General features: G+C 66.0%; 20 protein-coding genes and 1 pseudogene. 16 read left to right on the top strand and 5 right to left on the bottom strand.

Annotated elements, in window-relative coordinates; translation table 11 throughout:
- Positions 1-60: 60 nt before the first annotated feature.
- Positions 61-669 (top strand): flavin reductase family protein, encoded by a 609-nt coding sequence (locus FHW81_RS22385; RefSeq protein WP_108112363.1) that lies wholly within the window; start codon positions 61-63, stop codon positions 667-669.
- A gap of 6 nt (positions 670-675) precedes the next feature.
- Here FHW81_RS22385 and FHW81_RS22390 read toward each other — a convergent pair whose 3' ends face one another.
- Entirely contained in the window at positions 676-1,083 is a 408-nt protein-coding gene (locus FHW81_RS22390; RefSeq protein ID WP_003087555.1) for a DUF5086 domain-containing protein, read from the bottom strand.
- 200 nt (positions 1,084-1,283) lie between these two features.
- Between FHW81_RS22390 and FHW81_RS22395 the strand changes: the two genes are divergently transcribed.
- Positions 1,284-3,242: a methyl-accepting chemotaxis protein gene (locus FHW81_RS22395; protein ID WP_003144814.1), complete on the top strand. Its 1,959-nt coding sequence runs from the start codon at positions 1,284-1,286 to the stop codon at positions 3,240-3,242.
- Here FHW81_RS22395 and FHW81_RS22400 read toward each other — a convergent pair.
- A complete protein-coding gene (locus FHW81_RS22400) occupies positions 3,223-4,944 on the bottom strand; it encodes a SulP family inorganic anion transporter (RefSeq protein WP_003097828.1) in 1,722 nt (573 codons plus the stop codon). The two genes, FHW81_RS22395 and FHW81_RS22400, sit on opposite strands and share 20 nt — an antisense overlap.
- Before the next feature lie 142 nt (positions 4,945-5,086).
- The gene (locus tag FHW81_RS22405) at positions 5,087-6,091 is read right to left on the bottom strand and encodes an NADP-dependent oxidoreductase (protein ID WP_003097826.1); all 1,005 of its coding nucleotides are present in this window, start codon (positions 6,089-6,091) and stop codon (positions 5,087-5,089) included.
- 250 nt (positions 6,092-6,341) lie between these two features.
- On the opposite strand from FHW81_RS22405, the gene FHW81_RS22410 reads away from it, so the two are divergent.
- On the top strand, positions 6,342-7,103 hold the full coding sequence (locus FHW81_RS22410) for an SDR family oxidoreductase (RefSeq protein WP_003117742.1): 762 nt from the start codon (positions 6,342-6,344) through the stop codon (positions 7,101-7,103).
- A 158-nt stretch (positions 7,104-7,261) separates the two neighbouring features.
- On the top strand, positions 7,262-8,155 hold the full coding sequence (locus FHW81_RS22415) for a bile acid:sodium symporter family protein (protein WP_003097823.1): 894 nt from the start codon (positions 7,262-7,264) through the stop codon (positions 8,153-8,155).
- A 6-nt stretch (positions 8,156-8,161) separates the two neighbouring features.
- Here the strand turns inward: FHW81_RS22415 and FHW81_RS22420 are convergent, their stop codons facing one another.
- Positions 8,162-9,358 (bottom strand): benzoate/H(+) symporter BenE family transporter, encoded by a 1,197-nt coding sequence (locus tag FHW81_RS22420; protein WP_023090646.1) that lies wholly within the window; start codon positions 9,356-9,358, stop codon positions 8,162-8,164.
- Between the two features lie 230 nt (positions 9,359-9,588).
- Here FHW81_RS22420 and FHW81_RS22425 point away from each other — a divergent pair, with 230 nt between their 5' ends.
- Positions 9,589-10,224: a hypothetical protein gene (locus tag FHW81_RS22425; RefSeq protein WP_034054343.1), complete on the top strand. Its 636-nt coding sequence runs from the start codon at positions 9,589-9,591 to the stop codon at positions 10,222-10,224.
- Between the two features lie 50 nt (positions 10,225-10,274).
- On the opposite strand, the gene FHW81_RS22430 is transcribed toward FHW81_RS22425, so the two are convergent.
- The gene (locus FHW81_RS22430; protein ID WP_003097819.1) at positions 10,275-10,751 is read right to left on the bottom strand and encodes a MarR family winged helix-turn-helix transcriptional regulator; all 477 of its coding nucleotides are present in this window, start codon (positions 10,749-10,751) and stop codon (positions 10,275-10,277) included.
- 81 nt (positions 10,752-10,832) lie between these two features.
- Here FHW81_RS22430 and FHW81_RS22435 point away from each other — a divergent pair, with 81 nt between their 5' ends.
- The 11 genes and pseudogenes from FHW81_RS22435 (at position 10,833) to FHW81_RS22485 (ending at position 25,109) form a co-directional block, all read left to right on the top strand.
- Positions 10,833-11,999, top strand: coding sequence for a PLP-dependent aminotransferase family protein (locus tag FHW81_RS22435; protein ID WP_003097818.1), 1,167 nt, complete (start codon positions 10,833-10,835; stop codon positions 11,997-11,999).
- A gap of 55 nt (positions 12,000-12,054) precedes the next feature.
- Positions 12,055-12,657 (top strand): glutathione S-transferase family protein, encoded by a 603-nt coding sequence (locus FHW81_RS22440; RefSeq protein ID WP_003097816.1) that lies wholly within the window; start codon positions 12,055-12,057, stop codon positions 12,655-12,657.
- A 1,171-nt stretch (positions 12,658-13,828) separates the two neighbouring features.
- Positions 13,829-15,385: a type VI secretion system protein TssA gene (gene tssA, locus FHW81_RS22445; protein ID WP_034052475.1), complete on the top strand. Its 1,557-nt coding sequence runs from the start codon at positions 13,829-13,831 to the stop codon at positions 15,383-15,385.
- A 35-nt stretch (positions 15,386-15,420) separates the two neighbouring features.
- A complete protein-coding gene (gene tssB, locus FHW81_RS22450) occupies positions 15,421-15,927 on the top strand; it encodes a type VI secretion system contractile sheath small subunit (RefSeq protein ID WP_034054344.1) in 507 nt (168 codons plus the stop codon).
- A gap of 28 nt (positions 15,928-15,955) precedes the next feature.
- Entirely contained in the window at positions 15,956-17,431 is a 1,476-nt protein-coding gene (gene tssC / locus FHW81_RS22455) for a type VI secretion system contractile sheath large subunit (protein WP_003087596.1), read from the top strand.
- Positions 17,432-17,443: 12 nt separating this feature from the next.
- On the top strand, positions 17,444-17,851 hold the full coding sequence (gene tssE / locus FHW81_RS22460) for a type VI secretion system baseplate subunit TssE (protein ID WP_003097809.1): 408 nt from the start codon (positions 17,444-17,446) through the stop codon (positions 17,849-17,851).
- A 10-nt stretch (positions 17,852-17,861) separates the two neighbouring features.
- A pseudogene (locus FHW81_RS22465) lies at positions 17,862-18,029 on the top strand (PAAR domain-containing protein); the annotation flags it as partial.
- Positions 18,030-18,188: 159 nt separating this feature from the next.
- Positions 18,189-19,976, top strand: a complete 1,788-nt coding sequence (gene tssF, locus FHW81_RS22470) for a type VI secretion system baseplate subunit TssF (RefSeq protein ID WP_009876213.1) — start codon at positions 18,189-18,191, stop codon at positions 19,974-19,976.
- Entirely contained in the window at positions 19,940-20,947 is a 1,008-nt protein-coding gene (tssG, locus tag FHW81_RS22475; protein WP_003097804.1) for a type VI secretion system baseplate subunit TssG, read from the top strand. The genes tssF and tssG overlap by 37 nt, the downstream gene beginning before the upstream one ends.
- A 6-nt stretch (positions 20,948-20,953) precedes the next feature.
- Entirely contained in the window at positions 20,954-23,587 is a 2,634-nt protein-coding gene (gene tssH / locus FHW81_RS22480; RefSeq protein WP_073669358.1) for a type VI secretion system ATPase TssH, read from the top strand.
- A gap of 10 nt (positions 23,588-23,597) precedes the next feature.
- Positions 23,598-25,109, top strand: a complete 1,512-nt coding sequence (locus FHW81_RS22485) for a sigma-54 interaction domain-containing protein (RefSeq protein ID WP_023090643.1) — start codon at positions 23,598-23,600, stop codon at positions 25,107-25,109.
- Positions 25,110-25,178: the final 69 nt, after the last annotated feature.

Raw genomic sequence — 25,178 nt, forward strand, 5'->3', positions numbered from 1 at the left:
CGAGAGCTGCGGGGCTGCGGCATAATCGGCGTCCCCTCCGTCGATTTCCGCGAGACCGCCATGCAACTGGACTTCACCACCATCGCTCCCGCCGAGGCCTATCGCTGGTTGGCTTCCACCGTCACCCCGCGACCGATTGCCTGGGTCTTGACCCTGTCCGCCGAGGGCGCCAGCAACCTGGCCCCGTTCAGCTTCTTCCAGGTGATCAGCGACGAGCCGCCGACCCTGATGGTTAACGTCAGCCTGCGCGACGACGGCAGCCTCAAGGACACCCTGCGCAACGTCCAGGCCACCGGGCAGTTGGTGATCCACCTGGTCGGCGCCGCCCAGGCCGAGACCATGAACGCCACCTCCGCCTGGCTGCCCCATGGTGTGAGCGAGATCGAGACGGTCGGCATCCCTACCGTGTCCAGCGTACGCGTGGCGCCGCCGCGGATCGCCGCGGCGGCGGTGGCCTTCGAGTGCGAGGTGGCGGAGATCAAGCCGTATCCGGCGGAGAACCCCAATTGCCACCTGATCTTCGCCCGCGTGCTGCTGGCCCATGTCGACGATGCCGTGCTGGCCGACGAGCGCCATGTGGATAGCGCCCGGCTCGACCTGGTCGGTCGCCTGGGCGGCAGCCACTACAGCCATACCCGCGACACGTTCAGCATGATCCGGCCCAGGTAGCCGGGCTCAGTCCGGCGCCCGCAGGCACTCGTCGACCGTGCGCCGGCACACCGGCGCCTGGCCCGCGGCCTGGCGTTCCTGCCACTGGCGATAGGCGAACTGGTAGCTTTCCGGATACACCCCGCCGCGCTTCAGCGGCGCCACGATACTCGCGCGCAGCGCCTGTTCGGTCAGCGCCAGGTGCGCGGCCAGGCGCTGGAACTGCCAGGGCTGCTGGCCCTGGCGGCGCTCCAGGACCTCGACGTGGTACAGGCCGTCGGCCGCCGCGCTCGACAGGTTGTGCACGATCAGCCAGCGCGACAGGCCCGGCGCCGCCGGCAACGACCAGAGCGGCTGCTCGATCGGGCCGCTCCAGTCGGCCAGGGCGGGGGCGCACAGACTCAGCGACAGCAACAGCGGCAATACGGGACGCATGGCAAGCTCCTTTTCCATGGGGCGCCCAGTATGGCTCCGCGCTCGACCGACGTCAGCCCGGATATCCTGGAAACGACCTGCGCATATCTCTCCTGGCCATTATCGTGCCACTACCTTGCCCGGCCGCTCAGGTTCGGCGAAAAACGCGCGACACAGCGGGAAATGCGCACGCAGACGGCGCGTCACGGGGGAGGGGAGTCATGCTGGGGTTGCTGCGCAGGCGTCTGGCCGATCTCGGCACGGCGAAGAAACTGGCCATCGGTTTTACCCTGGTCCTGCTATTGACCGCGCTGGTGGCCGCGCTCGCGGTGCTCTCGCTGCATGCGCTGGGGCAGCGCTTCGCGCGCCTGCAGGAGATGAGCGCGATCAATCGCGACGTGCTGGAGGTTCGCCAGGCCGAGAAGGAATTTGCCCTGCACGGGGAAAAGAGCGACGCCGAGCGCTTGCGCCAGCGCCTGGCCGCGACCCTTGAACGGGTGGGCCGGCTCAAGGCCGACGGCGACGCCGATCAGGCGCTTGGCATGGCCGAGGTGGAGCAGGTGCTGGCGGCATACCTAGAAGCGTTCGGCCGCTTCGAGCAGTCCATCCAGGGACGCCAATTGGCTTGGGAAAGCGCCAGTTGGTCGCTGAACGGCGCCGCCAACAGCCTCGATATCCTCCAGTCCAGCCTGGCCGAGGATGGCGCCTATGCGCTGAAGGAGAGCCAGGGGCACGACGGCGAGCCGCTGTTGCAGCAGGCGGCCCAGGTCGCCCAGGTCAATCGCCTGGTCCTTCAGGGGCTGGACGAGGCCCGCTCGCGTCTCGAAGCGCGCGCCGCGGATGCGCAGGAGGGGCCGCCGAAATCGCTGCGCGAGGCGCTGGAGCTGGCAGCCCGGCTGGAGCAGGCGATCACCGACGATGCCTACGTGTCGGTGGTCAAGGACGTGCTGACCAATATCCGCGGTTTCGCCGACAAGCTCGCCGAGTACCGCGCCAGTCAGCTCCAGGAGCGGCAGATGTACGCCGCCATGGGCGAGCGCGCCGGGCAGGTGATGGCGCGTGTTGACCGTAGCTGGGAGGCGCAGCAGCAGGCCATGCTCCACAGCCTGCGGACAAACTCCCTGCTGATCGTCGGCGCCGCCGTGCTGGCGCTGCTGGTGGGCCTGGGCGCGGCCTTCGGCATCAGCCTGCTGATCGTCCGTCCGCTGCGCCAGGCGATGGGTGTGGCGCAGCGGATCGCCGAAGGCGACCTTGCGGTACGGGTCGACAGCGAGCGGCGCGACGAGGTTGGCCAACTGATGGCCGCGATGCGCGCCATGACCGGCAGCCTGCGCGGTATCGTCAGCCAGTTGCAGGACGGCGTCGGGCGGATTGCCGGCGCTTCCGAGGCGCTGTCCGGCGTTACCACGCGCACCCGCCTGGGAATCGACAGCCAGCGGGCGGAAACCGAACAGGTGGCCACGGCGATGAACCAGATGGCCGCCACCGTCCATGAAGTGGCGCACAACGCCGAGGAAGCCGCGGGGGCGGCGGAAAGCGCCGACGGCAAGGTCAGCGTCGGCCAGGAGGTGGTACGCCAGACCCTGGAGCGGATCGAGCGACTGGCCGAGGCGGTGCGCGCGGCCACCGCCAGCGTCGAGGCGCTGAGCGCCGACAGCCAGCGCATCGGCAGCGTGCTGGACGTGATCAAGAGTGTGGCCGAGCAGACCAACCTGCTGGCGCTGAACGCCGCCATCGAGGCGGCGCGGGCCGGCGACCAGGGTCGAGGCTTCGCCGTGGTCGCCGACGAGGTGCGGGCGCTGGCGCGGCGCACCCAACAGTCCACGGCCGAGATCGAGACCCTGATCGGTGCCTTGCAGAATGGCACGCAGCAGGCGGTGCAGCGTATGCAGCGCAGCCACCAGTTGGTGGACCAGAGCGTCGACGACGCGTTGCAGACCGAGGCGGCGCTGGGCAACATCGCTACGGCGGTGGCGCTGATCCAGCAGATGAACCAGCAGATCGCCGCGGCCTCCGAGCAGCAGAGCGCGGTCGCCGAGGAGATCAACCGCAGCGTCACGGCGATCCGCGAGGTGGCCGATCAGTCGGCCCAGGCCATGCAGTCGACGGCTTCGTCCAGCGAACAACTGGCGGAGTTGGGGCGCGAACTACAGGGCATGGTCAGGCATTTCCGCTTGTAGCCGCGGCCTGGGCGGCGAGTCTTTCCTGCTGGCGCAGCCAGTAGCGATAGGCACTGACCCCGGAGCGCACCGAGCTGAACACCAGCGGCGGCTTGATCTCGCCGAGCATGCTCGAGCGTTGCAGCAGGTCCAGCGTCTGCCCGGTCACCCGCGCCAGCGACAGGTGCACGCCCTGGGCCTTGAGGATCTGTTGCACCTCGTGGAGGGTGGCCAGGCCGCTGATGTCGAGGTTGGTCATGGCTTCGGCGTTGAGCAGCACCGCATTCGGCCGCTCGCTGCCGTCCACCACGGCAAGCACCCGCTGCTTGAAGTAGTCGGCGTTGAAGAACAGCAGGGGGGCGTCGAAGCGGTAGATCACCAGGCCGGGAAGAGTGGTGGCCTGCGGGTACTTGGCCAGCTCGACCTGGCCGTCGATGCCGTGCATCCAGCCGAGCACCGCGTCGCTCGGGCGATAGGTGTAGTAGAGCAGGCGCAGTACGGCGATGCTGACGGCGACGAAGATTCCCGGCAGCACGCCGACGCTGAGCACGCCGACGGTGGTCAGCAGGCAGAGGCTGAACTCGAAGCGGCTGAGCTTCCAGAAGCCCTTCAGCGCCTGTACGTCGATCAGGCCCCAGCCGGCCAGCAACAGGACCGCGCCGAGCGCCGGCATCGGCACCCAGCCCAGGGGCTTGTTCAGCAGCAACAGGGTGGCGGCGATCACCAGCGCGGCGACCACGCCGACCAGTTGGGTCTTGCCGCCGACCATGTCGTTCACCGCGGTGCGTGAGTCGGCGCCGCTGATGGCGAAGCCCTGGGAGACCCCGGCGCCGATGTTGGCCAGGCCGAGGGCGACGAATTCGTGGTTGGGGTTGATGCTGTAGCCGTGACGGGCGGCGAAGCTGCGCGCGGTGAGCATGGCGCTGCAGAAGCTGACCACCGTGATGCCGGTGGCGTCGCGCAGCAGGCTTTTCAGTTCCTCCAGGCTGGTCTGCGGCCAGCTCAGTTGCGGCAGCCCGGCCGGTACCTCGCCAAGCAGTTCCACGCCGTAGCGATCCAGGCCCAGCAGCGCCGCGGCGAGGCTGGCCAGGAGGACGCCGCAGAGCGCCCCGGGCAACTGCGGGAAGCGCCGCGGCAGCAGCACCATCAGCAAGAGCGAGAGGCTGCCGAGGATCAGCGTCGGCCAATGGATGTGCAGCAGGTTCTCCAGCAGCGCGAGGATGCCGGCGACGAAGCCGCTGGTCGCCGCCTCGTAGCCGAACAGCTTGCCCAGTTGCCCGACCAGCAGGCTCAGGCCGATGCCGTTGAGGTAGCCGACCAGGATCGGTCGCGAGAGGAAGCTGGCGATGAACCCGGCGCGGGCCAGGCCGGCGACGATGGAGAACAGCCCGACCATGATCGCGACGATCATCGACAGGTCCACCAGGCGCTGCGGATCGCCCGCCGCCAGCGGGGTGATGGCGGCGGCGACCATCGCCGCGGTCGCCGCGTCGGGGCCTACCATCAACTGCCGCGAGCTGCCGATCAGGGCGTAGATCAGCATCGGCAGGATGCACGCATAGAGGCCTACCTGGGGCGGGAAGCCGGCGATCTGGGCGTAGGCGATGGCGGTGGGGATCTGGATCGCCGCTACCGACAGCCCGGCCTGGACATCCGGACGGAACCAGGCGCGGCGGTAGTGGAGCAGGCTATCGAGTCCGGGTACCCAGCGGGCGAGTGGCATGCGGCTGATTCCTTGCAGGCGCGGATGCCGCAGCTTAGCCCGGAGGACAGGCGGCAGGATTGCCGGGAATCATTATTTCTTCAGTGCACACGCTCTTCGAGGCGAGGCGCTATCCGCCGCTTCTTCGCGCCGGCGGCGGACCTCAGACCTTCAACACCAACTTGCCGAAGTTTTCCCCGCTGAACAGCTTGAGCAGCGTTTCGGGGAAGGTCTCCAGGCCTTCGACGATGTCCTCGCGCGATTGCAGCTTGCCTTCCGCCAGCCAGGTGGCCATCTCCTTCAGGCCTTCTGGGAAGCGCTGGGCATAGTCCATCACCACCATGCCTTCCATGCGCGCCCGATTGACCAGCAGCGACAGGTAGTTGGCCGGGCCGCGCACCGCTTCCTTGTTGTTGTACTGGCTGATCGCCCCGCAGAGGACGATGCGTGCCTTGAAGGCGATGCGGGTGAGCACTGTGTCGAGGATTTCGCCGCCGACGTTGTCGAAGAACACATCGATACCCTTCGGGCATTCGCGCTTGAGTCCGGCGGCGAGGTCTTCGTTCTTGTAGTCGATGGCGCCGTCGAAGCCCAGTTCTTCGACCAGGAAGCGACATTTCTCGGCGCCGCCGGCGATGCCCACCACCCGGCAGCCCTTGAGCCTGGCGATCTGCCCGGCAACGCTGCCCACCGCACCGGCGGCGCCGGAGATCACCACGGTCTCGCCGTTCTTCGGCTGGCCGACGTCGAGCAACGCGAAGTAGGCGGTCATGCCGGTCATGCCCAGCGCCGAGAGATAGCGTGGCAGCGGCGCGCGGGACGGGTCGACCTTGTAGAAACCCTTGGGCTCGCCGATGAAATAGTCCTGCACGCCGAGGGCGCCGTTGACGTAGTCGCCGGCCTGGAAGCCGGGGTGCTTCGAAACCAGCACCTTGCCGACGCCGAGCGCACGCATCACCTCGCCGATCCCCACCGGCGGGATGTAGGAGCGGGCGTCGTTCATCCAGCCGCGCATCGCCGGGTCCAGCGACAGGTACTCGTTCTTCACCAGGATCTGGCCCTCGGCCGGTTCGCCGAGCGGGGTTTCGACGAAACTGAAGGTGTCGCGGCCGGGCAGCCCGCTGGGACGCTGGGCCAACTGGTATTGCCGATTGATCTGGGAGGTCATGGCAGGGCACTCGAATGTCGGGAAACAGGCCCCTAGGGATAGCTGGCGCCGGCGCCGGCGGCAAGCGAAGGCGAGTGCGGAAATGACCGGTCATCTATGCCGATGATTCGCCGCCATCAGTCTTATCAGCGGGCTGGATGGCCCATCCTCCAGTCCCCTGATAGTGCTATGCCTTGCGCCGGCCCTGGCTAGACTGGCGCGGCCCGGTTCCGTCGCGGTTGGCGGAAGGCGATTCTCCGAGGAGCAGCAGATGAGCAAACTTCTTTCCGGCCAGGTCGCACTGGTCACTGGCGGTGCGGCGGGCATCGGCCGCGCTACCGCGCTGGCCTTCGCCGCCGCCGGGGTCAAGGTGGTGGTCGCCGACCTGGACAGCGCCGGCGGCGAGGGCACGGTCGAAGCGATCCGCCAGGCGGGAGGCGAAGCCGTCTTCATTCGCTGCGACGTCACCCGCGACGCCGAGGTCAAGGCGCTGGTAGAGGGTTGCGCGGCGGCCTACGGCCGTCTCGACTACGCCTTCAACAACGCCGGTATCGAGATCGAGCAGGGCAAGCTGGCCGACGGCAACGAAGCCGAGTTCGACGCCATCATGGCTGTCAACGTGAAGGGCGTCTGGTTGTGCATGAAGCACCAGATCCCGCTGATGCTGGCCCAGGGCGGTGGCGCGATCGTCAACACCGCCTCGGTCGCCGGGCTCGGCGCGGCGCCGAAGATGAGCATCTACGCTGCTTCCAAGCACGCGGTGATCGGCCTGACCAAATCGGCGGCGATCGAGTACGCGAAGAAGGGCATCCGCGTCAACGCCGTGTGTCCGGCGGTGATCGACACCGACATGTTCCGCCGCGCCTACGAGGCCGATCCGCGCAAGGCCGAGTTCGCCGCCGCGATGCATCCGCTGGGTCGGGTCGGGCGGGTCGAGGAAATCGCCGCCGCGGTGCTCTATCTGTGCAGCGACAACGCAGGCTTCACCACCGGTATCGCCTTGCCGGTGGACGGCGGGGCGACGGCGATCTGAGCGGGCGGCGATACAACCGGGATGCCCCGGCGCGGGGCATTCGCATTCTGTTACAGGTCGGCACGCGGTTTGGCGCGCCAGGCCACTGCCGGGGGACTAACCTGGGTCGAGAATCCGGGGCCTGAGCCCGTCTCCATCGCATCGGAGCAATAACAATAATGACCGCCGATCCCATCCTGACCCTGTTCCTCCCCATCGCCCTGGGCATCATCATGCTCGGTCTCGGACTGTCCCTGACCCCGGCCGACTTCCTCCGCGTGGTGCGCTACCCGAAGCCGGTGCTGGTCGGCCTGGTGTGCCAGATCGTCCTGCTGCCCCTGGCCTGTTTCCTGATCGTCCAGGGCTTCGCCCTGGAGGCGGCCCTGGCGGTCGGCATGATGTTGCTGGCGGCCTCGCCCGGCGGCACCACCGCCAACCTCTACAGCCACCTGGCGCATGGCGACGTGGCACTGAACATCACCCTGACCGCGGTGAATTCGGTGATCGCCATCCTCACCATGCCGCTGATCGTCAATCTGTCGCTGCAATACTTCATGGGCGACGGGCAGGCGATTCCCCTGCAGTTCGGCAAGGTCATGCAGGTGTTCGTCATCGTCCTCGGCCCGGTGGCCATCGGCATGCTGGTGCGCAACCGCCTGCCGGCCGTGGCGGATCGGCTGCAGAAGCCGGTGAAGATCCTTTCCGCGCTGCTGTTGCTGGTGATCATCCTGCTGGCGCTGGCCAAGGACTGGCAGACCTTCGTCACCTACGCGCCGGTGGTCGGGCTGGCCGCGCTGGCCTTCAACCTGCTGAGCCTGGCGGTGGGCTACTGGGTACCGCGCCTGCTGCGCCTGCCGAAGGCCCAGGCGGTGGCCATCGGCATGGAGATCGGCATCCACAACGGCACCCTGGCGATCGCCCTGGCGCTGAGTCCGAGCCTGCTGAACAACAGCACCATGGCGATTCCGCCGGCGATCTACGGGGTGTTGATGTTCTTCACCGCGGCGGCCTTCGGCTGGTGGGTCAGCCGTGGCCACCAGGCCGCGCCGGCGCCCGTGACGGCGCCGGACTGAGGTCGGTCAGCCGCGCCGCCAGTTGAGCACGAACTGAGTCAGCAGGCCGGCCACCAGGCCCCAGAACGCCGAGCCGATGGACAGCAGGGTGAAGCCGGAGGCGGTGACCATGAAGGTCACCAGCGCGGCCTCGCGCTGGCGCTCGTCGGCCATCGAGTTGGCCAGGCCGTTCATGATCGAGCCGAGCAGGGCGATGGCGGCGATGGACAGTACCAGTGCCTTGGGGAACGCCGCGAACAACGCTGCCAGGGTGGCGCCGAAGGTTCCTGCGACGCAGTTGAAGAAGCCGCACCAGAGCGCCGCGGTATAGCGCTTGTGCGGGTCCTCGTGGGCCGAGGGACCGGTGCAGATCGCCGCGCTGATCGCCGCCAGGTTGATCCCGTGGGAGCCGAACGGTGCCAGCAGGATCGAGGCGATGCCGGTACTCGAGATCAGCGGCGAGGCCGGCACCTGGTAGCCGTCGGCGCGCAGCACGGCGATGCCGGGCATGTTCTGCGAAGCCATGGCGACGATGAACAGCGGGATGCCGATGCTGATGGTGGCGGCCAGGGAGAAGCTCGGCGTGGTCCACTCCGGTACCGCCAGTTCCAGGCGGAACCTGCTGAAGTCCAGTTGGCCCAGTATCCCGGCCAGCAGCACCCCCACCAGTAGCGCAGCGAACACCGCATAGCGCGGCGAGAAGCGTTTGCACAGCAGATAGCTGAAGAACATCGCCAGCACCAGCAGGGTCTGTTGCTCGGCGGCGTTGCAGATCTCGATGCCGATGCGGAACAGCACCCCGGCCAGCAGCGCCGAGGCCAGCGAGGAGGGAACCTGGCGCATCAGGCGTTCGAAGCTGCCGGTGACGCCGCACAGGGTGATCAGGAGGGCGCAGACGATGAAGGCGCCGATCGCCTCGCTGTACGGCACTCCGGGCAGGCTGCTGATCAGCAGCGCCGCGCCGGGGGTGGACCAGGCGATCACGATCGGCACCCGGTAGCGCAGGGTCAGGCCGATGGTCGCCAGGCCCATGCCGATCGACAGGGCCCAGATCCACGAGGAAATCTGCGCGCTGCTGAGATCGGCGTTCTGCCCGGCCTGGAACATCAGTACCAGCGAGCTGGTGTAGCCGGTGAGCATGGCGACGAAGCCGGCCACCACGGCGGCGGGAGAGGAGTCGGCGAACGGACGCAGACGAGGCTGGGGCTGGGTGGTTTCGGTCATGCCGGATACTTCCATGGAGTGTGCGGGACGACCGGGCACGGCGGTGGGCGGAGCCACGGGGCAGGTTGCGCGAGGCGCGGAGTGCCGATCATCTTTTTCTGTTTTGCGCAGCCTAAACAGCCGGCCAGGGGCTGTCCCGGTACAGCCGCGGACATAGTTGGCCATACAGTCGCAGCTGCCGGAAGCTGGCGGAGCTGGTAACTTCCCGGCATTTGCCGAGGAGCTTCGCCATGGATGCAAACCCCTACGCCACGCCGCGTGTCGAATTGGTCGAGCAGGGCATACCGGATGCTTTCCGCCGGCGCTGGACGCCCGCGCAACTGCGCATCCTCGCCTGGCTCTGCCTGGCCTCGATAGCCGGCGGCGTGGTGCTGATGGTGCTCAGCCTGCTGGAGGCATTCGGCGATGGCGCCGCGTTCGGGGTCTACGCTGACTGGCTGGGCCTGCTCCTCAGCCTGCTCGGCGCCTACCTGCTGCTGCGGCTCAAGCACCTGGTCGAGTCGCGCTTTCGCGGCCCCTCGCTGGCCTGGCCGGTATGGTTGTCGATTCTCCTGACCCTGCTGGGCGAGGGCTGGAGCCTGCTGGCGGTTACCGACGATGCGCTGCAGGGCTGGAACTGGCAGGCGCTGGTGTACTTCGCGCTGCTTGCGCTGATCGGCGCTACCACCCTCTGGCTGGGCCTGCGTCTGCTCAAGCAGGAAAACCTCTATCCGTCGCTGCGGATCATGGCCTGGCTGGACATCGCCGGCGGCGCGATGCTGGCTTCGCTGCTGTTGCTGGTGCTGGCGGTACTGCCGCTGCTGGCCGCCACCCTGGCCATGGCGCTGGCCTGCTGGCGCGCGGCGCGGGAGTTGGAGCGGAGCTAGCGGGCAGCCGGTCGGCTTGTCGAGCGTCCATGCGCCAGGCCCATGGGGCGTCAGTCGGCGGCCTCCGTCGCCGCTTCGCCGCGGCTGCCTGCATGCGCCCGAGCCAGGGTGCGATTGACCGCCAGCCAGCCGGAGACCGCTTCGCCGCCGGCTTCCTCGAAGCAGCGTTGGAGCAGCCGCGACTGCTCGCGACGCAGCGCCTTTTCCAACCGCACGCCCTCGGCGGTGAGGCCGAGGAGGCGTTTGCGCTTGTCGTCGTCGGCGGTGGCGCTGCCGATCAAGTTCATTTCCAGCAACTGGCGCAGCGGGATGTTCAGCGCCTGCTTGGTCACGCCGAGCAGGGCCAGCAGTTCCTTCACGCTGAGGCCCGGATAGCGGGCGATGAAGAACAGCACGCGGTGGTGCACACGTCCCAGGCCGCGGCGGGCGAGCATCTCGTCAGGCTTGGTGGTGAAGGCCTGGTACGCGAAGAAGAAGGCTTCCATCATGGCCTGCTGCTGGACGGCGTGGTTTTTCAGGTCAGGCATATTGACGCTTCCGGGTGCGGCATCGTAGTTTCGGTCAAGCAGTTTGACTCATTTTTCCCCGCCTACGCTACCGGTGATCCCATGGCCTTCTCTGAACGCATCTCCCGCCTGAAAAGCTCCTTGATCCGCGAAATCCTTGCCGCGGCGCAGCGTCCGGAGGTGATGTCGTTCGCCGGCGGGCTGCCGGCCGAGCCGATGCTGCCGAAGGTGCAGTGGGAGCAGATGCCGGCCTCCATGGGCCAGTACGGCATGAGCGAAGGCGAGCCTGCCCTGCGCGAAGCCATCGCCGCCGAAGCGCGTGCCCTCGGCGTCCCCTGCGAGGCGAGCCAGGTGCTGATCGTCAGCGGTTCGCAGCAGACCCTCGACCTGGCCAGCAAGCTGTTCATCGATCCGGGCACCGAGGTGCTGCTCGAGGCGCCGACCTACCTCGCCGCGCTACAGGCCTTCCAATTGTTCGGCGCCGATTGCGTGACCGTGCCGCTGGGTGCCGAGGGCCCCGACCTGGTTGCCCTGCGGCAGCGCCTGGAGCGACACAAGCCGGCCTTCGCCTACCTGATCCCGACTTTCCAGAATCCGTCCGGCGTGCGCTACAGCGAGGAACGCCGCGACGCGGTGGCGGCGCTGCTAGACGAATTCGGCGTGACCCTGATCGAAGACGAACCCTATCGCGAACTGGTGTTCGACGAGGGCCGCGCAACCCCGCTGGTCAGCCGCCTGCGCAAGTCCAGCTGGATCTATACCGGCACGGTGTCGAAGACCCTGCTGCCGGGCCTGCGCGTCGGTTTCCTGATCGCCACCCCGGACCTGTTCCCCCACCTGCTGCGGCTGAAACAGTCGGCCGACCTGCATACCAACCGGGTAGGGCAGTGGCAGGCGCTGCAATGGTTCGGCAGCGAGGCCTACCGCCAGCACCTGGCCGAACTGCGCGAGTTCTACCGGGTCCGCCGCGACGCCATGCAGGAGGCGCTGCTGGAGCACTTCGGTGAGCTGGCCGAATGGAATATCCCGGAGGGCGGGCTGTTCTTCTGGCTGACCCTCAGGCAGCCGCTGGATACCCGCACCCTGCTCCAGCCGGCGCTGGCCGCCGATGTCGCATTCATGCCCGGCGAACCTTTCTTCGCCGAGCCGGAGCAGAACCTCGGGCGTCTGCGGCTGAACTTCAGCCACGTCGCCCCGGAGCGCCTGCACGAAGGCCTGCGGCGCCTGGCCAAGGTCGTCCGCGACGCCCAGGCCGCCGAAGCGGCCTGAACCCTCATCGGCGCTCCTTCCGGGGCGCCGGCCATCCGATCCGAGGAGCGACACGATGTACAAGGTCTACGGTGATTACCGTTCGGGCAACTGCTACAAGATCAAGCTGGCCATGTCGCTGCTCGGCATCGACTACCAGTGGGTACCGGTGGACATTCTCAAGGGCGAGACCCAGACCCCGGAGTTCCTGGCGAAGAACCCCAACGGCAAGATACCGGTGCTGGAGCTGGAGGACGGCAGTTGCCTGTGGGAGTCCAACGCCATCCTCAACTTCCTCGCCGACGGCAGCGCCCTGTTGCCCAGCGAACCGCGCCTGCGCACCCAGGTGCTGCAATGGCAATTCTTCGAGCAATACAGCCATGAGCCCTATGTGGCCGTGGCGCGCTTCATCAAGCTCTACCTCGGCCTCCCGGAAGCCCGCCGCGCCGAGTTCGAAGAGAAGAAGATCGGCGGCTACAAGGCCCTCGACGTCATGGAGAAACAGCTGTCGCGCACGCCATTCCTGGTCGGCGAACAGTTCTCCATCGCCGATATCACCCTCTACGCCTACACCCATGTCGCCCATGAAGGCGGCTTCGACCTGACGGCCTACCCGGCGATCCGCGCGTGGATCAAGCGAGTGGGGGAGGTGCCGGGGTATGTGGGGATGCTGGATTGAGGGGAGCTTCGATCAGCGGTTGGCGAGGCAGTGATTTCTGTCATGAGCGGGAGTTTCGGGTAGAGCGAAATTTTTATGCATCGGGCTGGATGCGCGTTTTTCCTGATTATTCGTAGCTCGCTTTCCTGGCGCTGCTGTTGGTACCCGGCGCTGCGCTGGTGGCGGGTCAGTTACTGGCCGTTGAGGTCGATGCCCAGGAGGGCATCGACCGACTGGCCGCGCTAGCCGACCCGACTACTGTCGGGCAGCTTTCTCGCCAGTAGGCGCACAGCACTGTCGAGCGGGTAAGCGGTGCGCAATTCTCTGTAGTCGCCGTACGCGGCCTACCGCATAAGTTGGTCATCGAGGGCTTGGCGATAGGCGCTGCGGCGGTCATCGAATCCTGCTTTCCTGACTGCTCGGGTCGCTATCGATTTCCGCCCAGCCGGTGCGGTACGGGCGTGCCCAGGGTAAACGCAGCGGTGCGTCCCGCCTGCAGTCGGTCACGGCGCAACTTCCTCGCCGGTGGCCATGGGACCGCCCATCTCGATTAATTTCCCTAACAATTCCCGTGCCAGTCTTTCATGGCTCTTTTAATCAATCTCATCCAATGGCTGATTGTTATCCATGTCTCATTCTGAAAAGAAAAATAACAAGTGAATTGAGCAAGAAGTTGCGCAGTGCTGTGCAACTTTTTGCGCAGTAGTGTTCAGGCCAGTATTTTCAAGGGCTGTGGACTGTTATTGGGGATGTTTCTTGGTTTTCATTGTGCAACTTCTTGCACAATCGCTATTACGCTCTAAATCAGCTGTTGGTCCGCTTGGAAGGCCTATGTTTCGAGGCTCTCCGGAGGAATCCATACTGCCTGCCTTATTTTTTATAAATTGTTAACTACCTGTTTTGGTAGGGTTTTCCAAATGGCCATCAATGTCGTTATGATGGCTATAGCCAAGCCGTAAAGGGCATGGACGCAGACGCCTGACGTTTGGCTGAAAATCTTTCATTGATTCGTATCAATGAATAGGAAAATTCCCAAAGAGGGAATGTCCTGTTGCTTGCCAGTTTTTATGTTGTTTTCATGGAAAAGGCAAAGAGCTCTTCAGACTATTGGGATTTTCGTTCGGTTTTTATGCCAACTAGTTGAATTGTTAAGATATTCATTGGCGCACATGGTGTGCATTGAAGGGTTAGGATGACCTATTCGAGCAAGCTCTCCTCGCATTATCTGGAACTCGCGGAACAGCCGATTTCAAAGGATGTCTTTGCGGGTGAGGATGTGCGTTTTTCCAGCGAATACGAGGCGCTGGAAAATGAGCTGGGCAAGGCGCTCTCGCTCCATGAGAACGGCCAGACCGACTGGTTGAAAATCCTGGAAAACAGCGAAGCGCTGCTTCGTGCCCAATCCAAGGACCTGCGTGTTGCAGCCTGGTTGACCTGGGCCCTCTACCAACGGGAATCCTTTCCCGGTTTGCTGGCCGGACTGGGATTGCTGGAACGTCTGTGCAGCCGGCATTGGGTCGAGATCCATCCGCTCAAGGCGCGCACTCGCGCCGCGGCCATTGGCTGGCTGGTGCCCCGGCTGGAGCAGGCGCTGAACGAAAACGTACCGATCAAGGAGCAACTCCCCCTGTTCCGGCGTCTCGCCGAGCACCTGGAAAAACTCGATACCGCGCTGACCGCGCAACTGGGCGACGACGCGCCCTTGTTGCTGCCGATCAGCCGACGCCTTTCGGGCATGCTCCAGCGCGCCGCCGACAACCAGCCCGAACCTGGCGTGGTCGGCGCCGTGGTGGCCCAGGTCAAGCAGGCGGCCAGCCAGTTGCTGGCGCCGGGTGCGCCCATCGACAACGAGCGCGACGCCCACAAGGCCATGCGCGCCCAGCAGGAGGCCGCACGCCCTCTGTGCGCCTGGTGGCTGAAGCAGAAAGCCACCGATCTGCGCGCGCTGCGCCTCAACCGAACGATGCTCTGGCTGCCCATCGAGTCCATGCCCGAGCGCAATGCCGAACAGGTCACCGCGCTAAGGGGAGTGCCGGCGGACAAGCTGAAAAGCTACCAGGAGCGTTTCGCCCAGGGCCTGTACGCCGATCTCCTGGTGGAGCTGGAGGCGAGCCTGGCACGGGCGCCGTTCTGGTTCGACGGCCAGCGCCTGGTCTGGGAGTGCCTGCAAGGGCTCAACGCCGAGCAGGCGATGCGGGAAGTCGAAATGCATTTCGCCTTGCTCCTGCAGCGTCTGCCGGGGCTGGTGGAGCTGCGTTTCCACGATGGCAGCGCATTCGCCGATGCGGCCACCCGCGGCTGGATCAGCGCCCATGTCATGCCCCATCTCCAGAACGACAGTGCGCCGCGCAAGGTCGAGACCGTGGCCCTGCAGGCCGAATGGGACGTCGCCCTGGACGAGGTCCAGCCGGTGTTGCGCAAGGACGGCCTGAAGGCGGCGGTACAGGTGTTGAAGCAGGGCATGAAGCGCGCCCACGGCGGGCGCGCCCGGTTCTTCTGGCAACTGAGCCTCGCGCGACTGTGCTTCCTGGCGAAGAAGTACGAGCTGGCCAAGACCCAGCTGGAGAGCCTCGACCATCAGTTGCACGAATCGGGATTGCACGCCTGGGAGCCCGATCTGACGCTGGATGTACTGCACCTGCTGCATAGCTGCTGCGAGCTGTTGCCGCAGAACCACGCCGTGCGAGAACGCAAGGAAGACATTTATCGCAGGCTGTGCCACCTCGATCTCGAGGTGGTGCTCGAATAGGGCTTCGCGCCCTCAATTCTCAAGGAGAAAAAGCCATGGCCAAAGAAGGCTCGGTAGCCCCAAAGGAACGCATCAACGTCACCTTCAAGCCCGCCACTGGCGGTGCCCAGGAAGAAATCGAACTGCCGTTGAAGCTACTGGCGATCGGCGATTACACCCAGCGCATGGATGAGCGCAAGGTGGAGGACCGCAAGCCGATCGGCATCGACAAGATGACCTTCGACGAGGTCCTGGCCAAGCAGGAGCTGGGGCTGACGCTGAGCGTACCCAATCGTCTCCAGGAGGAGGGCGGCAGCGACGAGCTGGCGGTGGGGCTGCAGATCAACTCGATGAAGGACTTCAACCCGGCCAGCATCGTCGAGCAGGTGCCCGAGCTGAAGAAGCTGATGGAGTTGCGCGATGCGTTGGTGGCCCTCAAGGGCCCGCTGGGCAACGCCCCGGCGTTCCGCAAGGCCATCGAAAGCGTACTCGCCGACGACGAGTCCCGTAGCCGTGTGCTGGGCGAGCTGGGGCTGAGCGCCGCCCCCTCCCAGGACGCCTGAGCCACCCCCTAGCCAAGGAAGCAGATACATGAGCACCAGTGCCGCACAGCAAGGCCGGAACCAGAACGGCGAATACAACATTCTCGACAGCATCATCGCCGAGACCCGCCTGAGCCCGGACGACGAGGCCTACGACATCGCCAAGCGCGGCGTCTCCGCCTTCATCGAGGAATTGCTCAAGCCGCAGAACGACGGCGAGCCGGTGAAGAAGGCGATGGTCGACCGGATGATCGCCGAGATCGACGCCAAGCTCAGCACGCAGATGGACGAGATTCTCCATCATCCCGATTTCCAGGCGCTGGAGTCGGCCTGGCGCGGCCTGCAACTGCTGGTCGACCGCACCAACTTCCGCGAGAACATCAAGATCGAGATTCTCAGCGTTTCCAAGCAGGACCTGCTGGACGATTTCGAGGACTCGCCCGAGGTGATGCAGTCCGGCCTGTACAAGCACATCTACACCGCCGAATACGGCCAGTTCGGTGGCCAGCCGGTCGGCGCCATCATCGCCAACTACTACATGTCGCCCAGTTCGCCCGACGTCAAGCTGATGCAATACGTCTCCAGCGTGGCCTGCATGGCCCATGCGCCATTCGTGGCGGCCGCCGGTCCGAAGTTCTTCGGCCTGGAAAGCTTCACCGGCCTGCCGGACCTGAAGGACCTGAAGGATCATTTCGAAGGCCCGCAGTTCGCCAAGTGGCAGAGCTTCCGCCAGTCCGAGGATTCCCGCTACGTGGCGCTGACCGTACCGCGCTTCCTGCTGCGCACGCCCTACGATCCGGAAGAGAATCCGGTCAAGTCGTTCGCCTACAAGGAGACCGTGGCCAACAGCCACGAGCATTACCTGTGGGGCAACACCGCCTATGCCTTCGGCACCAAGCTGACCGACAGCTTCGCCAAGTATCGCTGGTGCCCGAACATCATCGGGCCGCAGAGCGGCGGTGCGGTAGAGGACCTGCCGTTGCACCACTTCGAGAGCATGGGCGAGATCGAGACCAAGATCCCCACCGAGGTGCTGGTGTCCGATCGCCGCGAGTACGAACTGGCCGAGGAAGGCTTCATTTCCCTGACCATGCGCAAGGGCAGCGACAACGCCGCGTTCTTCTCCGCCAGCTCGGTGCAGAAGCCGAAGTTCTTCGGCATCAGCGCCGAAGGCAAGGCCGCGGAGCTGAACTACAAGCTCGGCACCCAGTTGCCGTACATGATGATCGTCAACCGCCTGGCCCATTACCTGAAGGTCCTGCAACGCGAACAGCTGGGGTCGTGGAAGGAGCGTACCGACCTCGAGCTGGAGCTGAACAAGTGGATCCGCCAGTACGTCGCCGACCAGGAAAACCCCAGCGCCGAAGTGCGCGGCCGTCGCCCGCTGCGCGCTGCACAGATCATCGTCAGTGACGTCGAGGGCGAGCCGGGCTGGTACCGCGTCAGCCTGAACGTGCGCCCGCACTTCAAGTACATGGGGGCGGACTTCACCCTGTCGCTGGTCGGCAAGCTGGACAAAGAGTAAGCGGAGCTTTCCATGACTGGATACGGCAGCCTGTTCGAGCGCCTGAACGGCGACGCGGATAAGCGCGTCGGCTGGAGCCGCGAGGTTTCCGCCATGGCGTCGGTGGCTGCCCATCTGGGCAAGATGCTCAGCACCCGGGCGGGCAGCGTGCAGACGCTGTCCGACTACGGGTTGCCCGATCTCAACGACATGCGCCTGAGCCTGCACGACTCCCTGAGCCAGGCCCGCTCGGCCATCGAAGGTTTCATCGAGGCTTACGAACCGCGCTTGAGCGACGTGCGTGTCGTTTCCCTGCCACGCGACAACGACCAGCTCCGCCTGGCCTTCAGCATCGAAGGGTTGCTGGAGGTGGAAGGTTTCAAGCGCCAGGTGAGTTTTTCCGCATGCCTGGATGGCAGCGGCCAGGTGAAGGTCAGCTAAGGAGGTTTCGATGTCCGGCAAACCCGCAGCCCGCGTTTCCGATCCAACCGCTTGTCCGCTCCCCGGGCACGGCAGCAATCCAATCGTCGTCGGTTCCGCCGACGTGTTCTTCGACGGCCTCGCGGCGGCCCGCCAGGGTGACGCCTCGGCCTGGTGCTGTACCGCTTCGATGCCTGGTTCGTCCATGAGGTCTTCTGAGATGGGCGCGAATCGGGTCGATTACGGAAAGACAACGGACACCGTGGGTTTCCGATCTTCAGGCCAGAAATGTCATTGCGGTTTTGGCGGCAGCGGTCAGACGACTGCCATCAGTGAAACGATATCCAGCAGGTAAGCCGTGTCCTTCAATCATTACTACCAGAGCGAACTCACCGCACTGCGCCAGCTGGGGCGCCGTTTCGCCGAGCGTAGCCCGGCCCTGGCCCCGTTTCTCGGGCAGGTCGGACGCGATCCGGATGTCGAGCGCCTGCTCGAGGGCTTTGCCTTCCTGACCGGGCGGTTGCGGCAGAAGCTGGACGACGAGTTGCCGGAACTCAGTCACTCGATGATGCACCTGCTGTGGCCGAACTATATGCGCCCGCTGCCGGCTTTCAGCATTCTCCAGTTCGACCCCCTGACCCGCCCGGGCGGGGCGCTGCGCGTGGAGCGCGATACGCCGGTCGAGAGCCGGCCGGTGGGCGAGGTCGCCTGTCGCTTCCGTACCTGCTACGCCACCGAGGTCCTGCCGCTGGTGCTGGAGGCGCTCAACTATTCGGTGACCGGCGAGGGTGCGCTGCTCGGCCTGCGCCTGGCGATGAACTGCGACGGGCATCTCGGCGAGCTGGGCCTGAGTCGGCTGCGCCTGCACCTGGCCGGCGAGCGCTACATCAGCCAGATGCTCTACCTGTGCCTGCTGCGCAACCTGGAGAGCATCCAGCTGATTCCGCTGGACGCCCATGGGCGGCCGCTGGATGGCGTGGCCGGCAAGCCGATGTCGTTCCGCCTGACGGGCGAGCGGGTGCAGCCGGTGGGGTTCGTCGAAGACGAGGCGTTGATTCCCTATCCGCTGAATACCTTCCGTGGCTATCGCTACCTGCAGGAATACTTCGCGTTCCAGGACAAGTTCCTGTTCGTCGACGTGGATGGCCTTGACCTGCTCGGCGCGCTGCCCGAGGAAACCCTCAAGCAGGTCCGCGGCCTCGAGTTGCGCTTCGATATCCGCAAGAGCGGCATCCAGCGCCTGCACCCGACGCTGGAGAACGTCAAGCTGTACTGTACGCCGGTGGCCAACCTGTTCCGCCACGATGCGCTGCCGATCCGCCTAGACGGCAAGCAGGACGAATACCTGCTGATGCCGGCCGAATACAGCCTGGAGGACTGCGGGGTGTTCTCGGTAGAGGGCGTCACCGGCTGGCGGCCGGGCGGGCTCGGCTACCAGGCCTACGTACCGTTCGAGTCCTTCGAGCACGATCCCAGCTTCGACGTCCCGGAAGCACGGCCCCACTACAGCGTCCGGCAACGGACCTCGTTGCTGCACGATGGCCTGGACACCTACCTGAGCTTCGGCATCCGCCATCCCGAGCAGATCGAGACGCTGTCGGTGGAACTGACCTGCACCAACCAGAACCTGCCCCAACGGCTGCGCCTGGGCGATATCTGCGTCGCCTGCGAAGGCACGCCGGAGTTCCTCGGTTTCCGCAATATCACCCCGGCGACGCCGAGCTACGCGCCGCCGCTGAACCGCGATTTCCTCTGGAAACTGATCAGCAACATGTCGCTCAACTACCTGTCGCTGGCCAACGTCGACGCGCTCAAGGTGATCCTCGAAACCTACGACCTGCCGCGCTACTACGACCAGCATGCGGCGAAGGTCAGCAAGCGCCTGCTGGGCGGGCTCAAGTCGGTCCGCCACGAGCATGTCGACCGCCTGCATCGGGGCCTGCCGCTGCGCGGCTTGCGTACCGAGCTGACGATCGATCCGGAAGGCTACATCGGCGAGGGCGACCTGTTCGTGTTCGCTTCGGTTCTGAACGAATTTTTCGCGCTTTACGCCAGCATCAACTCCTACCACGAGTTGCGGGTGAGGAGCACACAGGGAGACGTGTACCAATGGAAACCGCGCATGGGTTTGCAGCCCCTGCTGTAAGCGCGCTGGCCCGGGGCATTCGCGAGTACTCGCTGTTCCAGGCGGTCCTGCTGGTCATGGATCGCCTGCGCCAGGAACATCCCGGCCTGGGAGACGAGGCGCTCTACGATCAGTTGGAATTCCAGGCCAATCCTAGCCTCGGTTTCCCGGGCAGCGATGTCGATCGGGTGGAGTTCTTCGAAGAGCGCGGCATGCTGCGGGCGCGGCTGCGTTTCAACCTGATCGGCTTGTTCGGTGCCAGTTCGCCGTTGCCGGCGTTCTACAGCGAGCAGGCCCTGGGCGACAGCGAGGAGGGCAATCCTACGCGGAACTTCCTCGATCTCTTCCATCACCGCCTGCATCGGCTGCTGTTGCCGATCTGGCGCAAGTACCGCTACCGGGTGAGCTTCCAGAGCGGCGCGAGCGATGCGTTCTCCGCTCAGTTGTTCGCCCTCGTCGGATTGGGCGGGGAAGAGATCCGCAAGGCCAGGGAACTGAACTGGAAACGCCTGCTACCCTACCTGGGCCTGCTCAGCCTGCGGGCGCACTCGGCGGCCTTGATCGAGTCGGTGCTGCGCTACTACTTCAAGCATGCCGAACTGGTCGCCGAGCAGTGTATCGAACGGCGCGTCGCGATCCTCGAAGAGCAGCGCAACCGGCTCGGCCTGTTCAACAGCCAGCTTGGCGAAGACGCGGTGCTGGGCGAACGGGTCCGCGACCGCAGCGGCAAGTTCCGCATTCATATCCGCCAGCTCGACTGGCAGCGCTTCCACGAGTTCCTGCCGATCGGTCCCGGCTACCAGCCGCTTTGCGCGCTGGTTCGCTTCACCCTGCGCGACCCGCTCGACTACGACATCCGGCTGGTCTTGCGCCACGAGGAAATCCGTGAGTTCCGCATCGGCGCGCAGAACGCCTGCCGCCTTGGCTGGACCAGCTGGCTGGGCCGGGAGCGCGCGGATGGCGTGGTGACGCTGGGCAGCAAGATTCATTAAGGATGGATGAGCATGATCAACGTAGACCTGCAACAACTGATTCAGGCGCTGGATGCCGACACCCGGCGCGACCTCGAAGGCTCGGCCGAGCGCTGCGTAGCCCGTGGCGGCAGCAAGGTACTGGTGGAGGACCTGTTGCTGGGCCTGCTGGAGCGTCCCCAGGGACTGCTGGCGCGCGCCCTGCAGGATGCCGCGGTGGACGCCGGCGAACTCAACGCCGCGTTGCAAGCGCGGGGCGAGCATAGTGCCTCGCGCAATCCGGTGTTCGCGCCCGAGCTGGTGCAGTGGCTGCAGGATGCGCTGTTGCTGGCCAACCTCGAACTGGGCCGTAGCCAGATCGACCAGGCAGCATTGATCCTGGCCCTGCTACGCAACCCGTTGCGCTATGCCGGCAGCCGCTACCAGCCGCTGCTGGCGCGGCTCGACATCGAGCGGTTGAAGGATTTCGCGCTCTCGCAGCCGCTGGAGGGCGCGCTCAGCGGCAAGCCGGGCGGCGGCGAGTCCCTGTTGCAGCGTTTCACCCACAACCTTACCCAGCAGGCGCGCGACGGCAAGCTCGATCCGGTGCTCTGTCGCGACGGGGCTATTCGCCAGATGGTCGACATCCTGGCCCGTCGGCGGAAAAACAACCCCATCGTGGTCGGCGAGGCCGGCGTCGGCAAGACCGCCATCGTCGAAGGCCTGGCCTCGCGGATCGCCGCAGGGGAAGTGCCGCCGGCGCTGAGGGACGTCGAGCTGTTGTCCCTCGACATGGGCCTGTTGCAGGCCGGTGCCAGCGTGAAGGGCGAGTTCGAGCGGCGCCTGAAAGGCGTCATCGACGAAGTGAAGGCAGCGCTCAGGCCGACCATCCTGTTCATCGACGAGGCCCATACGCTGATCGGCGCGGGCGGTCAGGCCGGCGGCTCGGATGCCGCCAACCTGCTCAAGCCGGCCCTGGCACGTGGCGAGTTGCGCACCATCGCGGCGACGACCTGGGCCGAATACAAGAAGTATTTCGAGAAGGACCCGGCGCTGGCCCGGCGCTTCCAGCCCGTGCAGTTGCATGAGCCGAGCGTTGCCGAGGCGGTGACGATCCTGCGTGGCCTGGCCCGGGTTTACGAGGAAAGCCACGGTATCTACCTGCGCGACGACGCGGTGGTGGCCGCCGCCGAACTGTCCGCCCGCTACCTGGCGGGTCGCCAGTTGCCGGACAAGGCCGTAGACGTCCTCGACACCGCCTGTGCGCGGGTACGCATCAGCCTGGCGGCGGCGCCGGAGAGTCTCGAGCGCCTGCGCGGCGAGCTGGCCGAAGGCGAGCGCCAGCGCCAGGCCCTGCGCCGCGATGCCGAGGCAGGCCTGCCGATCGACCACGATGCCCTGCAGGCGCTGGAGGAGCGCCTGGCCCAGGCGGAAAGCGAGCGGCACGTACAGGAGGACCAGTGGAGCCGCCAGCGCGAACTCGCCGAGCGCCTGCTCGCCCTGCGCCAACAATTGGCCAGGGCCCGCGAGGCGAACCGGGAAGAGCAGGGCGGCGAGGCGAACGCGGAGACTTTCCCGGCCGACGAGCATGGCGGTGTCGAAGCCCTGGAAAAGGCCCTTCACGAAACCCGCCAGGCACTCGCCGATGCCCAGGCCCAGGGGCGGCTGGTCAGCTTCGAGGTCTGCCCGCGCCTGGTTGCCGAGGTGATCGGCGCCTGGACCGGCGTACCGGTGGAACAACTGGCGCGGGAACACAACGCCAAGGTGATGGGGTTCGCTGACGACCTGCGGGCGCGGATCCGTGGCCAGGAACAGGCGGTCAGCGCCCTGGACCGCGCGATGCGCGCCACCGCGGCCGGGCTGAACAAGCCCGATGCGCCGGTCGGCGTGTTCCTGCTGGTGGGCCCGAGCGGGGTGGGCAAGACCGAGACCGCGCTGGCGCTGGCCGACCTGCTGTATGGCGGCGAGCGTTTCATCACCACCATCAACATGTCCGAGTTCCAGGAGAAGCACACCGTCTCGCGCCTGATCGGCGCGCCGCCCGGTTATGTCGGCTATGGCGAGGGGGGCATGCTCACCGAGGCGGTACGCCAGAAGCCCTATTCGGTGATATTGCTGGACGAGGTGGAGAAGGCCGATCCGGACGTGCTCAACCTGTTCTACCAGATCTTCGACAAGGGCGTGGCCAACGATGGCGAAGGGCGCGAGATCGATTTCCGCAATACCTTGATCCTGATGACCTCCAACCTCGCCAGCGAGCACATCGCCGCGCTTTGCCAGGACGGCGCGCGGCCTTCCGCCGAACTCCTGGAGGAAACCATCCGGCCGGCGCTCAGCCGGCATTTCAAGCCGGCGCTGCTGGCGCGCATGCGCGTGGTGCCTTACTACCCGGTGGGCGGCCCGGTACTGCGCGAGCTGATCGAGATCAAGCTGCAACGCCTCGGTGAGCGCCTGGCGCGCCGTCAACTGGCTTTCGACTACAGCCAGGCGCTGGTGGGCCACCTGGCCGAGCGTTGCACCCAGAGCGACAGCGGCGCACGGTTGATCGACCACCTGCTGGACACGCACCTGCTGCCGCTGGTGGCCGACCGTTTGCTGGAAGCGATGGCGCGCGACGAGCGTCTCGAGCGGGTCCATGCGACGCTGGGCGAGCACGGCCGCGTGCTCTGCGAGTTCGCCTGAGGTGGGTGCGATGTTCAGCCGCGTACCGCAACCCCTGGCCTTCGCCGAAGCCCTGCTCGCTCAGTTCGGCGCGCTGTCGCGGGAAACCGACATCGCGGCCCTGCTGGGCGGTTTCGCACGCGCAGTCGGCGAACTCAGCGGCTGCGAGCTGAGCCAGCTGTATCTGCTCGACCAGACCCATACCGCGCTCACCCTCAACGCCGAATACCGGGACGGCCTGTTGCAGGCGCTGGAGCCGTCGAGCCTGCCGGCGGACTACACCGGCGAGCAGTTGCTGCAGTTCGCCCTGTGCCAGAACCGCGTGGTCAGTCTCGTCGACCTGCCGTCGCGGCTGCACGAGACCGGCTTCCTGCCGGCAGGGGAGCAGCCCTGGCTGTCCCTGCTCTGCGTTCCGCTGGTGAGCCCGGAGAAAACGGTCGAGGGCATGGTGGTCTGCGCCACCCGGCGCCCACTGGACCTGCAGGGATTCGCCCATCCACTGGGCCAGTTGGGCTCGTTCGTGCTGGCCCAGTTGCATCTGCTGCAACGCCTCTCGCAACCCTCCGGCGAGCCGCAGGGACCGTCCAGCGCGCCGGTGGTCAGCGGCTACGGGCTGATCGGCAGGAGCGCGGCGATGCGTGAGACCTGCCGCCTGATCAGCAAGGTCCTGCACAACCCCTATACCGTGTTGCTGCAGGGCGAGACCGGTACCGGCAAGGAGGTGGTCGCACGGGCGATCCACGAGTACGGCCCGCGGCGAGCACAGGCGTTCGTGGTGCAGAACTGCGCGGCGTTTCCGGAAAACCTGCTGGAAAGCGAGCTGTTCGGCTACCGCAAGGGCGCCTTTACCGGTGCCGAGCGCGATCGTCCCGGGTTGTTCGATGCCGCGGATGGCGGAACCCTGCTGCTCGACGAAATCGGCGACATGCCCCTGTCGCTCCAGGCCAAGCTGTTGCGCGTGTTGCAGGAAGGCGAGATTCGCCCGCTCGGCGGCAACGACACGCACAAGGTCGATGTACGCATCATCGCCGCTACCCACCGTGACCTCGCCCTGCTGGTCCGCGATGGCAAGTTCCGCGAAGACCTCTACTACCGGCTGGCGCAGTTTCCCATCGAGTTGCCGCCGTTGCGCCAGCGCGAGGGCGACGCCCTCGAACTGGCCCGGCATTTCGCCGAACGCGCCTGCGTGTTCCTGCGCCGCGCGCCGCTGGGCTGGTCCGCGGAAGCGCTGGAACTGCTCGACGGCTATGGCTTTCCCGGCAACGTTCGGGAGCTGAAGGGACTGGTGGAATGCGCGGTACTGCTCTGCGAAGGCGAGATGCTGCTGGCCGAACACTTTTCCCTGCGCGCGCCCCCGGAAGCGGAGGCGCCGCTCAAGCTGCGCGAGCATCTGGAGCAGATCGAACGGGACCTGCTGCTCGCCTGCCTGCGCAGGAACGCTGGCAACCAGACCCTCGCCGCGCGCGAACTGGGTCTGCCGCGACGAACCCTGATCTATCGCATGGGACGCCTGAACATTCATTTCGGCGATCCCCGGACCTGAAGCCCATGATCGAGATTTCCTTCCAACCAGCCCAGCCGGGCGCGCGCCTGGAGCGCGGCGTCCGCGGCC

Source organism: Pseudomonas sp. RC10-4-2 (assembly GCF_050433085.1).
Classification (GTDB): domain Bacteria; phylum Pseudomonadota; class Gammaproteobacteria; order Pseudomonadales; family Pseudomonadaceae; genus Pseudomonas; species Pseudomonas aeruginosa.

Coding starts and splice junctions, on each gene's coding strand:
- FHW81_RS22385 (WP_108112363.1), top strand. CDS start 61: ATGCAACTGGACTTCACCACCATCGCTCCCGCCGAGGCCTATCGCTGG.
- FHW81_RS22390 (WP_003087555.1), bottom strand. CDS start 1,083: ATGCGTCCCGTATTGCCGCTGTTGCTGTCGCTGAGTCTGTGCGCCCCC.
- FHW81_RS22395 (WP_003144814.1), top strand. CDS start 1,284: ATGCTGGGGTTGCTGCGCAGGCGTCTGGCCGATCTCGGCACGGCGAAG.
- FHW81_RS22400 (WP_003097828.1), bottom strand. CDS start 4,944: ATGCCACTCGCCCGCTGGGTACCCGGACTCGATAGCCTGCTCCACTAC.
- FHW81_RS22405 (WP_003097826.1), bottom strand. CDS start 6,091: ATGACCTCCCAGATCAATCGGCAATACCAGTTGGCCCAGCGTCCCAGC.
- FHW81_RS22410 (WP_003117742.1), top strand. CDS start 6,342: ATGAGCAAACTTCTTTCCGGCCAGGTCGCACTGGTCACTGGCGGTGCG.
- FHW81_RS22415 (WP_003097823.1), top strand. CDS start 7,262: ATGACCGCCGATCCCATCCTGACCCTGTTCCTCCCCATCGCCCTGGGC.
- FHW81_RS22420 (WP_023090646.1), bottom strand. CDS start 9,358: ATGACCGAAACCACCCAGCCCCAGCCTCGTCTGCGTCCGTTCGCCGAC.
- FHW81_RS22425 (WP_034054343.1), top strand. CDS start 9,589: ATGGATGCAAACCCCTACGCCACGCCGCGTGTCGAATTGGTCGAGCAG.
- FHW81_RS22430 (WP_003097819.1), bottom strand. CDS start 10,751: ATGCCTGACCTGAAAAACCACGCCGTCCAGCAGCAGGCCATGATGGAA.
- FHW81_RS22435 (WP_003097818.1), top strand. CDS start 10,833: ATGGCCTTCTCTGAACGCATCTCCCGCCTGAAAAGCTCCTTGATCCGC.
- FHW81_RS22440 (WP_003097816.1), top strand. CDS start 12,055: ATGTACAAGGTCTACGGTGATTACCGTTCGGGCAACTGCTACAAGATC.
- tssA (WP_034052475.1), top strand. CDS start 13,829: ATGACCTATTCGAGCAAGCTCTCCTCGCATTATCTGGAACTCGCGGAA.
- tssB (WP_034054344.1), top strand. CDS start 15,421: ATGGCCAAAGAAGGCTCGGTAGCCCCAAAGGAACGCATCAACGTCACC.
- tssC (WP_003087596.1), top strand. CDS start 15,956: ATGAGCACCAGTGCCGCACAGCAAGGCCGGAACCAGAACGGCGAATAC.
- tssE (WP_003097809.1), top strand. CDS start 17,444: ATGACTGGATACGGCAGCCTGTTCGAGCGCCTGAACGGCGACGCGGAT.
- tssG (WP_003097804.1), top strand. CDS start 19,940: ATGGAAACCGCGCATGGGTTTGCAGCCCCTGCTGTAAGCGCGCTGGCC.
- tssH (WP_073669358.1), top strand. CDS start 20,954: ATGAGCATGATCAACGTAGACCTGCAACAACTGATTCAGGCGCTGGAT.
- FHW81_RS22485 (WP_023090643.1), top strand. CDS start 23,598: ATGTTCAGCCGCGTACCGCAACCCCTGGCCTTCGCCGAAGCCCTGCTC.